The organism is Streptomyces sp. UW30, from assembly GCF_008042075.1.
Taxonomy (GTDB): domain Bacteria; phylum Actinomycetota; class Actinomycetes; order Streptomycetales; family Streptomycetaceae; genus Streptomyces.
Genome location: NZ_RDBN01000037.1, coordinates 1,212,672 through 1,222,612, shown reverse-complemented (window position 1 = coordinate 1,222,612; position 9,941 = coordinate 1,212,672). Strand labels below are relative to the sequence as shown.

Annotated in this window: 11 protein-coding genes; all 11 read right to left on the bottom strand. The window is 69.9% G+C overall.

Annotated elements, in window-relative coordinates; genetic code table 11:
• Positions 1–232 precede the first annotated feature (232 nt).
• Positions 233–772, bottom strand: a complete 540-nt coding sequence (locus EAO75_RS24295) for an adenine phosphoribosyltransferase (protein ID WP_147997157.1) — start codon at positions 770–772, stop codon at positions 233–235.
• On the bottom strand, positions 769–1,893 hold the full coding sequence (gene secF, locus EAO75_RS24290; protein ID WP_147997156.1) for a protein translocase subunit SecF: 1,125 nt from the start codon (positions 1,891–1,893) through the stop codon (positions 769–771). The genes EAO75_RS24295 and secF overlap by 4 nt, the downstream gene beginning before the upstream one ends.
• A 1-nt stretch (position 1,894) precedes the next feature.
• Positions 1,895–3,628, bottom strand: coding sequence for a protein translocase subunit SecD (secD, locus tag EAO75_RS24285; protein ID WP_147997155.1), 1,734 nt, complete (start codon positions 3,626–3,628; stop codon positions 1,895–1,897).
• A 132-nt stretch (positions 3,629–3,760) separates the two neighbouring features.
• Entirely contained in the window at positions 3,761–4,267 is a 507-nt protein-coding gene (gene yajC, locus EAO75_RS24280) for a preprotein translocase subunit YajC (RefSeq protein ID WP_147997154.1), read from the bottom strand.
• A 198-nt stretch (positions 4,268–4,465) separates the two neighbouring features.
• Entirely contained in the window at positions 4,466–5,536 is a 1,071-nt protein-coding gene (gene ruvB, locus EAO75_RS24275) for a Holliday junction branch migration DNA helicase RuvB (protein WP_147997153.1), read from the bottom strand.
• Positions 5,537–5,609: 73 nt separating this feature from the next.
• The gene (gene ruvA, locus EAO75_RS24270) at positions 5,610–6,215 is read right to left on the bottom strand and encodes a Holliday junction branch migration protein RuvA (protein ID WP_147997152.1); all 606 of its coding nucleotides are present in this window, start codon (positions 6,213–6,215) and stop codon (positions 5,610–5,612) included.
• On the bottom strand, positions 6,212–6,754 hold the full coding sequence (ruvC, locus tag EAO75_RS24265; protein ID WP_147997151.1) for a crossover junction endodeoxyribonuclease RuvC: 543 nt from the start codon (positions 6,752–6,754) through the stop codon (positions 6,212–6,214). Before ruvC ends, ruvA begins: the two co-directional genes overlap by 4 nt.
• A 139-nt stretch (positions 6,755–6,893) precedes the next feature.
• Positions 6,894–7,646, bottom strand: a complete 753-nt coding sequence (locus tag EAO75_RS24260) for a YebC/PmpR family DNA-binding transcriptional regulator (protein ID WP_147997150.1) — start codon at positions 7,644–7,646, stop codon at positions 6,894–6,896.
• A 48-nt stretch (positions 7,647–7,694) separates the two neighbouring features.
• Positions 7,695–8,303: a pyridoxal 5'-phosphate synthase glutaminase subunit PdxT gene (gene pdxT / locus EAO75_RS24255; RefSeq protein WP_147997149.1), complete on the bottom strand. Its 609-nt coding sequence runs from the start codon at positions 8,301–8,303 to the stop codon at positions 7,695–7,697.
• A 13-nt stretch (positions 8,304–8,316) separates the two neighbouring features.
• Positions 8,317–9,222 (bottom strand): pyridoxal 5'-phosphate synthase lyase subunit PdxS, encoded by a 906-nt coding sequence (gene pdxS, locus EAO75_RS24250; protein WP_147997148.1) that lies wholly within the window; start codon positions 9,220–9,222, stop codon positions 8,317–8,319.
• A gap of 127 nt (positions 9,223–9,349) precedes the next feature.
• The gene (locus tag EAO75_RS24245) at positions 9,350–9,892 is read right to left on the bottom strand and encodes a LemA family protein (RefSeq protein ID WP_147997147.1); all 543 of its coding nucleotides are present in this window, start codon (positions 9,890–9,892) and stop codon (positions 9,350–9,352) included.
• Positions 9,893–9,941 lie beyond the last annotated feature (49 nt).

Below are 9,941 nucleotides of genomic sequence, written 5' to 3'. Positions count from 1 at the left end.
GGCGCGTGGGCGGAGTAGGGGCGCGCTCATGCGCGTGCGCGTGGAGAAGCGGGGAGAGCGGGGGAAAGGGCGCGCGATGCATCCTCGGCCACCGGTTGCGCGCCTGCGCTCAGCCGAACCGCTCGCGCGCACCCCGAGACGCACGGATGCCGCGCACCTGACGTACAGGTGCGCGGCATCCGGTGCTGCGGCGCGGTGCCCCACGAGACGCTCGGACCTCGGGTGGGGCGGTTCAGACGGTGAGCAGGGACTCCAGCGGGGCGCCGGCCAGGGCCGGCTCCAGGCGGGCCCGGCCGCCGAGGAAGCCCAGCTCCATCAGGACGGCCAGGCCTGCCACCTCGGTGCCGGCCCGGCGGATCAGCTGGATCGAGGCCTCCGCGGTGCCGCCCGTCGCCAGGACGTCGTCGATGACGAGGACGCGGTCGGCCGCGCTCAGGTCCTCGGCGTGGACCTCGATCTCTGCGGAGCCGTACTCCAGGTCGTACGCCTGGCTGAGGGTCGCTCCGGGGAGCTTGCCCGCCTTGCGTACGGGGATGAAGCCGACGCCCGCTCGGACGGCGACCGGTGCGCCCAGGATGAAGCCGCGGGCCTCCAGGCCGACGATCTTCGTGGCGCCGGTGCTCCCGACGATCTCCGCCAGCGCGTCGGTGAGCGCCGTGAACGCCGCCGGGTCCGCCAGGAGCGGGGTGATGTCCTTGAACATCACGCCCGGCTCCGGGTAGTCCGCCACGTCACGGATGCGGCTGAGCAGGAGCTCCTTGATGTCGGTCATCGACGCTTCCCCGAGGGTCGGCCACGGCCGCGGCCACGGGACGCGGGCTGGTTGCGCGGGCCGACGACCGCGGGGGCGGCGTCCTCCGGCTCGTCGTCGTGGTGCTCGTCGCCGGCCGGGGCGTCCGGGGCCTCGCCCTGTGCGGCGGCCTGGGCCCGCTTGGCGAGCACACGCTTACGCAGGGCCTTCATCTGCGGCTCGCGCTCCTTGAGGTCGGCGACGAGCGGCGTGGCGATGAAGATCGAGGAGTACGCACCGGCCGCGAGGCCGACGAACAGCGACAGCGAGATGTCGTTGAGCATGCCGGCGCCGAGGAAGCCGCCACCGATGAACAGCAGGCCCGCCACCGGCAGCAGCGCGACCACCGTGGTGTTGATCGAGCGGACCAGGGTGCTGTTGATCGAGCGGTTGGCGACGTCGCTGTAGGTCCAGCGGGTCTGCTTGGTGATGTCCTTCGTCTGCTCCTTGAGGCTGTCGAAGACGACGACCGTGTCGTAGAGCGAGTAACCGAGGATGGTCAGCAGACCGATCACCGTGCCCGGTGTGACTTCGAAGCCGACGAGGGCGTAGATGCCGACCGTGATGGTGATGTCGTGGATCAACGCGACGAACGCGGCGAGCGCCATGCGCCACTCGAACGCGATCGCCAGATAGATCACCACAAGGACCAGGAAGATCCCGAGACCCTGCCAGGCCTTGTTGGCGATCTGCTCACCCCAGCTGGGGCCGACCAGCTCGCCCGTGACGTCGTCCTCGTTGACGCCCAGCTTGTCCGCCAGCTCCGCCGAGACCTTGTCGGCCTGCTTGGTGTCGATGCCCGAGATCTGGATGCGCAGCTTGGCGTCGTCGCCGTTGCCGAGCTTCTGGACGATCGCGTCGTGGCCGGAGGCCTCTTCCGCGTACTCCTGCGCCTGGGACACCGAGACGCTGGTCTTCGGGGTGTTGAAGACCGCTCCGCCCTGGAACTCGATGCCCATGTTCAGGCCGCGTACGGCCAGGCCGACGATGGCCGTGATGGTGATCAGGATCGAGAGGCCGTACCAGATCTTGCGGTTGCCGACGAAGTCGTATCCGACCTCGCCACGGTGCAGTCGGGCGCCGAGGGTGCCTAGCTTCGACATCTCACGCCTCCTTCATCTCGACGGGGGCGGAGGGACGGCGGTTGCGGCGCAGCGGCGGCTTGGCTCCCAGTCGCTTGGGATCGAGCCCGGACCACTTGTGGCCGCCCCCGAAGAACTTCGTGCGGGCCAGGAGCGTCAGCAGCGGCTTGGTGAAGAGGAACACGACGACCACGTCGAGCAGGGTGGTCAGGCCGAGCGTGAACGCGAAGCCCTGGACCTTGCCGACTGTGACGATGAAGAGCACCGCGGCGGCGAGGAACGACACGAAGTCGGACACCAGGATGGTGCGCCGGGCGCGCGGCCAGGCCCGCTCGACGGCGGGGCGCAGGGTGCGGCCCTCGCGGATCTCGTCGCGGACGCGTTCGAAGTACACGATGAACGAGTCCGCTGTGATGCCGATGGCGACGATGGCACCGCAGACGGCCGGCAGGTTCAGCGCGAAGCCGATGGTCGGGCCGAGCAGCGACATGATCGTGTAGGTCAGGGCCGCGGAGACCAGCAGCGAGAGGAGAGCCACCAGCGACAGGCCGCGGTAGTAGACCAGCAGGTAGATGACGACCAGGGCGAGACCGATCGCACCGGCGATCAGACCGGCCTTCAGCTGCTCACCGCCGAGCGCGGCGGTCACCGTGGTGACGCTGTCCTCCTGGAAGGCCAGCGGCAGAGCGCCGTACGACAGCATGTTGGAGAGGCTCTGGGCATCCTGCTGGGTGAAGCTGCCGGAGATCTGCGCCTTACCGCCGCCGATGGCGCCCTGGACGAACGGGTGGGAGACGACCTCGTCGTCCAGAACGATCGCGAACTCGTTCTGGGGACTGGTCTGCTGCGCCAGCTTGGCAGTGGTGGCGGCGAATTTCTTTGCACCGGCCGAGTTGAAGGTCATGTCGACCTGCCAGCCTGCGGCGCCCTGGGTGTCGAAGGTGGCCTGGGCCTTGTCGATCTCGGTGCCGTCGACGTCGACCGGGCCCAGCAGGAACTTGCTCCACACCTTGTCGTCCTGGCCACAGGCGACCGTTGGCTCGCCCTTCTTGGCCCCCTTGCCGGCGACGGCGCGCTGCTTCGGATCGGTGCAATCGAGCGCCGCGTACGCCTTTTCCAGGCCACTCGACGAGGAACCGGAGGTACTGGACGGCGAAGGACTGCCGGAGCCCTCGGGGCTATTGCTCGCTGAGGGTGTGGCGTCAGCCTTCAGCGCCTCGCTGGCGGCGCGGCCCTGTGTGGTGGCGGTAGCCGATGGGCTGGCGGAGCCTGACGTCGCGGAGTCCTTGGCCTTGTCGGAGCCGGACGCGCTCGGGGACCCGCTGGGGGTGGGCGTCGCCGCACCGGCGGAGGCCTCCCGCTGCAGCACGGGACGGAAGTAGAGCTTGGCGGTGGTGCCGACCTGGTCCCGGGCTTCCTTGGAGTTGGTGCCCTTGGGGATGTTGACGATGATGTTCTTGTCGCCCTGGGTCTGTACCTCGGACTCCGAGACACCCAGACCATTGACACGGCGTTCCATGATCTCGACCGCGGTGTTCATGTTGGTCTTGTTGATCGCGGATTCCTGGCCGGGCTCGGCGACCGCGCGAAGCGTGATGCTCGTGCCGCCTGCCAGGTCGATACCGAGTCGCGGAGTGGTGTGCCCCGAGGCGAACATCCCTCCGGTGAGCGCCGCGATGGCGATCAGGATGAGGGCCAGCGAGCGCCCCGGCTTGCTCTGGGCGCTCGCGCTCCGGCCCTTCTTAGGTGCTGCCACCTTCTCGTACTCCCTCTCGGGCCGCCTCACTCCGGATCGACGGGCGGGCGGCCATGACATGGTGTCGGGATCCCGTGCGAAGTCGGCATGCCCGGGGGCGCGCAGGCGTGGCCCGCGCGCCCGGGAACATGACTACTTCGCCTCGGAGTCGCCGCCGGACTTCTTCGGCTCGTCGTCCGCCTTCGCCTCGGCGGTCACGGCGTCGGACGGCTCCTCGGCCTCGTCGCTCTCGTCCTTCTCGTCCTTCTTACCGAGGTCGACGGACTTCTCGTCGGAGTCGGCGGCAGCGGCGGACTCGTCGGTCTCGGTGAGGGAGGAGGCGTCGTCCGGGACGACGTCGGACTTCAGGTCGTGCTCGATGCCGTGCACGATGCGGTTGTACTCGTCGTCCGTGAGGACGGCACCGATCGCGTTCTTGGCGAAGAGGAGCTCCACGCCCGGTCCGGCGTCAACGAGGACCGTGTCGTCGCTGACCTCCTTGACGGTGGCGTACAGGCCCCCGATGGTGCGGATACCGCTGCCTGGCTGCATTTGGTTCCGCATGTCGGCCGCCTGCTGCTGCTTCTTCTTGGCCGACCGGGTCATCAGGAACATGGCCCCGATGAGCACGATGAACGGGAGGAGGGTCACGAGACTCACGGGTCGGAACTTCCTTCACACGACCGCGGTGGTGAACGGCCTGATGGTTGGGGGATTGTGCGCCGCCGACAAAGGCGGCATCGGCGGAGTCTAAGCGAGTCTCCGCGCATGGAACAACGCTCAGCATGGCACCGGGGTTCCTGCTCCGGCCACTGAGCTCGCCGTCACGGTGCCATCACGCTCGCCGTCACCGCGCCCTCACGCCCCGAACAGGTCCTGTTGTCCGTTTCCGGCAGCTGACGAGCGGGGCGGGGTCAGGCCGAGATGCGCCCAAGCGGCGGGCGTCGCGACGCGCCCGCGCGGGGTGCGGGCGAGCAGACCCTCCCTCACGAGGAAGGGTTCGGCGACCTCCTCCACGGTCTCACGCTCCTCCCCCACCGCGACCGCGAGCGTGGACAGGCCGACCGGACCGCCGCCGAACAGCTTGAGCAGGGCCTCCAGGACGCCGCGGTCCAGCCGGTCGAGGCCACGGGCGTCGACCTCGTACACGGCGAGGGCGGCCCCGGCGATGTCCCGGGTGATGATCCCGTCCGCCTTGACCTGGGCGTAGTCGCGCACCCGGCGCAGCAGGCGGTTGGCGATACGGGGCGTGCCGCGGGAGCGGCCGGCGATCTCGGCGGCGCCGTCGGCCTCGATCTCGACGTCGAGGAGGTTCGCCGAGCGGTGGATCACGCGCTCCAGCTCGACGGGCTCGTAGAACTCCATGTGCGCGGTGAAGCCGAAGCGGTCGCGCAGCGGCGGCGGCAGCAGGCCCGCCCGGGTGGTCGCGCCGACCAGGGTGAACGGGGGCAGTTCGAGCGGGATGGCGGTGGCTCCGGGGCCCTTGCCGACGATCACGTCGACGCGGTAGTCCTCCATCGCCATGTACAGCATCTCCTCGGCGGGCCGGGACATGCGGTGGATCTCGTCGAGGAAGAGGACCTCGCCCTCCTGGAGGGAGGAGAGGATCGCGGCGAGATCGCCGGCGTGCTGGATGGCGGGGCCGCTGGTGATGCGGATGGGGGCGCCCATCTCGGCCGCGATGATCATCGACAGGGTGGTCTTGCCCAGGCCGGGGGCGCCGGAGAGCAGCACATGGTCGGCGGTGGCGCCACGCGCGCGTGCGGCGCGCAGGACCAGGTCGAGCTGTTCGCGGACCTTCTCCTGGCCGATGAACTCGCCCAGGTCCTTCGGGCGCAGCGCTGCCTCGACGGCCTGGTCCTCACGGTCGGCGGACGCACCGACGAGCCGCTCGGGGGCGGGGGTGTCGGTGGTGTCGTCCCAGTTCATTGCGTGTGCCTCGCGGGTCGCGGTGGATGTCGTACGAGTCTGAGTCGTACGCCGGTGTCGTCAGGTCTGTCGATCAGCGCGCTCTGTTGAGGGTCTGCAGAGCGGCCTTCAGCAGCTTGCCCACCTGCGGGGTGCCCTCGGTGGCCTCGGCCTGCGGCGTCACGGCGGCGACCGCTTCGTCGGCCTCGCGGGTCGCATAGCCGAGGCCGATCAGGGCGGCGTGCAGTTGATCGCGCCAGCCTTGAGTGACCGGGGCGCCGATCGCGGGCGCGCCGATGGGCTCGCCCAGGCGGTCCTTCAGCTCCAGGAGCAGCTTCTGGGCGCCCTTCTTGCCGATGCCGGGGACGGCGGTGAGCGCCTTCTCGTCGGCGGTGGTGACCGCTCTGCGCAGGGCGTCGGGCGAGTGGACCGCCAGCATCGCCTGGGCCAGGCGCGGGCCGACGCCGCTCGCGGTCTGGAGCAGCTCGAAGGTCTGGCGCTCGTCGTCGTCGGCGAAGCCGTACAGGGTGAGTGAGTCCTCACGCACGACGAGGGAGGTGGCCAGCTTGGTCTGCTGGCCCATCCGCAGACCCGACAGGGTGTTCGGCGTGCACTGGACGGCGATGCCGATCCCGCCCACTTCCACCACCGCGGAGTCGGGGGCGAGGGCGGCGACCGGGCCGCTGACGAACGCGATCATGCGATACGGCCTTTCGATGAAGCCTTGGCGGCGTGCAGGGCGACGGCCTGCTGGAGCCGGTTCTGTGCGGGGGCGCGCCAGATGTGGCAGATGGCGAGCGCGAGGGCGTCGGCGGCGTCGGCCGGCTTGGGAGGCGCGTCGAGCCGCAGCAGCCGGGTGACCATGGCGCCGACCTGAGCCTTGTCGGCGCGGCCGCTGCCCGTGACGGCGGCCTTGACCTCGCTGGGGGTGTGCAGGGCGACGGGGATGCCGCGGCGGGCGGCGCAGAGCATGGCGACGGCGCTGGCCTGGGCGGTGCCCATCACCGTACGGACGTTGTGCTGGCTGAACACCCGCTCCACGGCGACGAATTCGGGCCGGTGCTCGTCGAGCCAGGCCTCGATGCCCTGCTCGATGGCGACGAGGCGGTGTCCCAACTCGGCGTCCGCGGGCGTACGGACGACTCCGACGCCGAGCATGGTGAGCGGCCGTCCGGCGACGCCCTCGACCACGCCGACACCGCATCGCGTCAGCCCCGGGTCCACCCCCAGTACGCGCACCCCGCGCCCCCTCCTTCGATCGCCTGTTTGTGCAGGCTATCCGGTGCCACCGACAACGCCGGGCAGCAACTCCCGACAAAGCGACGGGCCGACGGGGATGCCCCGTCGGCCCGTTGAGCCCGTGCTGCTCGCGGCGGCGCTACGCGTCGACCTTCTCCATGATCTCGTCGCTGACGTCGAAGTTGGCGAAGACGTTCTGCACGTCGTCGCTGTCCTCGAGCGCGTCGATCAGCTTGAAGATCTTCTTGGCGCCTTCCTCGTCGAGCTCGACCTGGACGGACGGCACGAAGCTGGAGTCCGCGGAGTCGTAGTCGATGCCGGCCTCCTGGAGGGCGGTGCGGACCGCGACCAGGTCGGTGGCCTCGCTGATGACCTCGTAGGACTCACCGAGGTCGTTGACCTCCTCGGCGCCCGCATCCAGGACGGCGGTGAGGACGTCGTCCTCGCTCAGCTCGCCCTTGGGGACGATGACGACGCCCTTACGGCTGAACATGTACGACACCGAGCCCGGGTCGGCCATGTTGCCGCCGTTGCGGGTCATGGCGACGCGGACGTCCGAGGCGGCGCGGTTGCGGTTGTCGGTGAGGCACTCGATGAGCACCGCGACGCCGTTCGGGCCGTAGCCCTCGTACATGATCGTCTCGTAGTCGGCGCCACCGGCCTCGAGGCCACCGCCGCGCTTGACCGCGGAGTCGATGTTCTTGTTCGGCACCGACTGCTTCTTCGCCTTCTGGATGGCGTCGTAGAGAGTCGGGTTGCCCTCGATGTCGACGCCGCCCATGCGCGCCGCGACCTCGATGTTCTTGATCAGCTTCGCGAAGAGCTTGCCGCGCTTGGCGTCGATCACGGCCTTCTTGTGCTTCGTCGTGGCCCATTTAGAGTGGCCGGACATCTGCCTGTCTCCTTCGCGTAACCCATCTATGAACGAACGCCAGAGATCCTACAAGGACTCCGCTGTCCGGTTCGCGCGCACCAGGTCGACGAACAGGCCGTGCACGCGGTGGTCGCCGGTCAGTTCCGGGTGGAACGACGTGGCCAGCGCGTTGCCCTGGCGGACCGCGACGATGTGGCCTTCGTGCTCGGCAAGGACCTCGGCCTCGGCGCCGACGGACTCCACCCAGGGGGCGCGGATGAAGACGCCCTCCACAGGATCGCCCGCGATGCCCTTCACGTCGAGTGCGGCCTCGAAGGACTCGTTCTGGCGGCCGAAGGCGTTGCGGCGCACGATCATGTCGATGCCGCCGATCGTCTCCTGGCCCGAGCGCGGGTCGAGGATCTTGTCGGCGAGCATGATCATGCCGGCGCAGGTGCCGTAGACGGGCAGGCCGTTCCTCACGCGTGCGCGCAGCGGCTCCATCACGCCGAAGAGGACGGCCAGCTTGGAGATGGTCGTGGACTCGCCGCCGGGGATGACGAGACCGTCGACCTCGGCGAGCTCTTCGGGGCGCCGCACCGGCCTGGCCACGGCGTCGGCCGCGGCCAGGGCGATGAGGTGCTCCCGTACGTCGCCCTGGAGGGCCAGGACGCCTATGACGGGGGTGTTGCTCATGGGATGTGGTGCCTTACCAGCCGCGGTTGGCGTAGCGCTCGGTCTCGGGGAGGGTGTCGCAGTTGATGCCGACCATGGCCTCGCCGAGGTTGCGGGACGCGTCCGCGATGATCTTCGGGTCGTCGTAGAAGGTGGTCGCCTTCACGATGGCGGCGGCGCGCTTGGCCGGGTCGCCGGACTTGAAGATGCCGGAGCCGACGAAGACGCCCTCGGCGCCGAGCTGGCGCATCAGCGCGGCGTCGGCCGGGGTGGCGACACCGCCGGCGGAGAACAGCACCACGGGGAGCTTGCCGAGCTCGGCGACCTCCTTGACCAGCTCGTACGGGGCGCGCAGGTCCTTGGCGGCGGCGTACAGCTCGTTGTTGTCGTAGCCGCGCAGGCGGGCGATCTCGTTCTTGATCTGGCGCAGGTGGCGGACGGCCTCGACGACGTTGCCGGTGCCGGCCTCGCCCTTGGAGCGGATCATGGCCGCGCCCTCGGCGATCCGGCGCAGGGCCTCGCCCAGGTTGGTGGCGCCGCAGACGAAGGGGGTCGTGAAGGCGAACTTGTCGCTGTGGTTGACCTCGTCGGCCGGGGTGAGGACCTCGGACTCGTCGATGTAGTCGACGCCGAGGGACTGCAGGACCTGGGCCTCGACGAAGTGGCCGATGCGGGACTTGGCCATGACCGGGATGGAGACGGCGTCGATGATGCCCTCGATCATGTCCGGGTCGGACATCCGGGCCACGCCGCCGTCCTTGCGGATGTCGGCGGGGACCCGCTCCAGGGCCATGACGGCGACGGCGCCCGCGTCCTCGGCGATCTTCGCCTGCTCCGGCGTGACGACGTCCATGATCACGCCACCCTTGAGCTGTTCGGCCATGCCGCGCTTCACACGGGCGGTGCCGGTCTCGGGGGTCTGGTTTTCGGAGATGGACACGGGTGACCTCACACGGTGAAAAGTGGGTTACTGCAAGCACCGAGGAAACGTGAATGGACCAGGCCACTGCAAGGGCCAATGGGTACCCGGTGGATCCTTTTCCGGCCCGATGGCGTGAACGTGCTGGTCAGGCGGCCCTGTCGACCAGTGCCGCGGGCGGCTCGTCGTCCATCTCGAACGCCATCGGGAACGGCGCGTGTCCGGCCAGCCGGAACCAGCGGACCTTGCGGTGCCGGCGCAGCGCCCTGGCCGCCCGTACGGCGTCGTTGTGGAACCGCCGGGCCATCGGTACCCGGCGCACCGCCTCGGTCAGCTCACGGGCCGCTTCCTCGCCCCCTGGGGCCTCCCGTACCGCCTCCACCTGCTGGGGCTCGGCGAACACGGCGCGCAGCGCCTGGGTCAGCTCGCTCTCGGCCACCTCCCGCTGCTCCTCCTCGGCCTGGCGGGCGGCGTGGGCGGCCTCGTACAGGACGATCGACGCGGCCGGATCGAGTACGCCGGAGGTGGCCAGCTCCTGGGCCACGGAGGCGCGGCGCAACAGCTGGGCGTCGAGCGCGGCGCGCGCCGCGTCGATCCTGGCGTGCAGCCGGTCGAGGCGGCCCGCGGTCCAGCTCAGGTAGAGGCCGATCGCCACGAGGGCGACGAGGATCCAGATCAGGGTTGCGGTCACGGGCGGCACACTAGCTCCGCCGGGCCGGCCGGGGTTCGTGCGGGGCGCT

Excerpts from the sequence above, each read along its gene's own strand:
- ruvB (WP_147997153.1), bottom strand. The coding sequence starts at position 5,536 with ATGAACTGGGACGACACCACCGACACCCCCGCCCCCGAGCGGCTCGTC.
- EAO75_RS24295 (WP_147997157.1), bottom strand. The coding sequence starts at position 772 with ATGACCGACATCAAGGAGCTCCTGCTCAGCCGCATCCGTGACGTGGCG.
- secF (WP_147997156.1), bottom strand. The coding sequence starts at position 1,893 with ATGTCGAAGCTAGGCACCCTCGGCGCCCGACTGCACCGTGGCGAGGTC.
- EAO75_RS24260 (WP_147997150.1), bottom strand. The coding sequence starts at position 7,646 with ATGTCCGGCCACTCTAAATGGGCCACGACGAAGCACAAGAAGGCCGTG.
- ruvA (WP_147997152.1), bottom strand. The coding sequence starts at position 6,215 with ATGATCGCGTTCGTCAGCGGCCCGGTCGCCGCCCTCGCCCCCGACTCC.
- pdxT (WP_147997149.1), bottom strand. The coding sequence starts at position 8,303 with ATGAGCAACACCCCCGTCATAGGCGTCCTGGCCCTCCAGGGCGACGTA.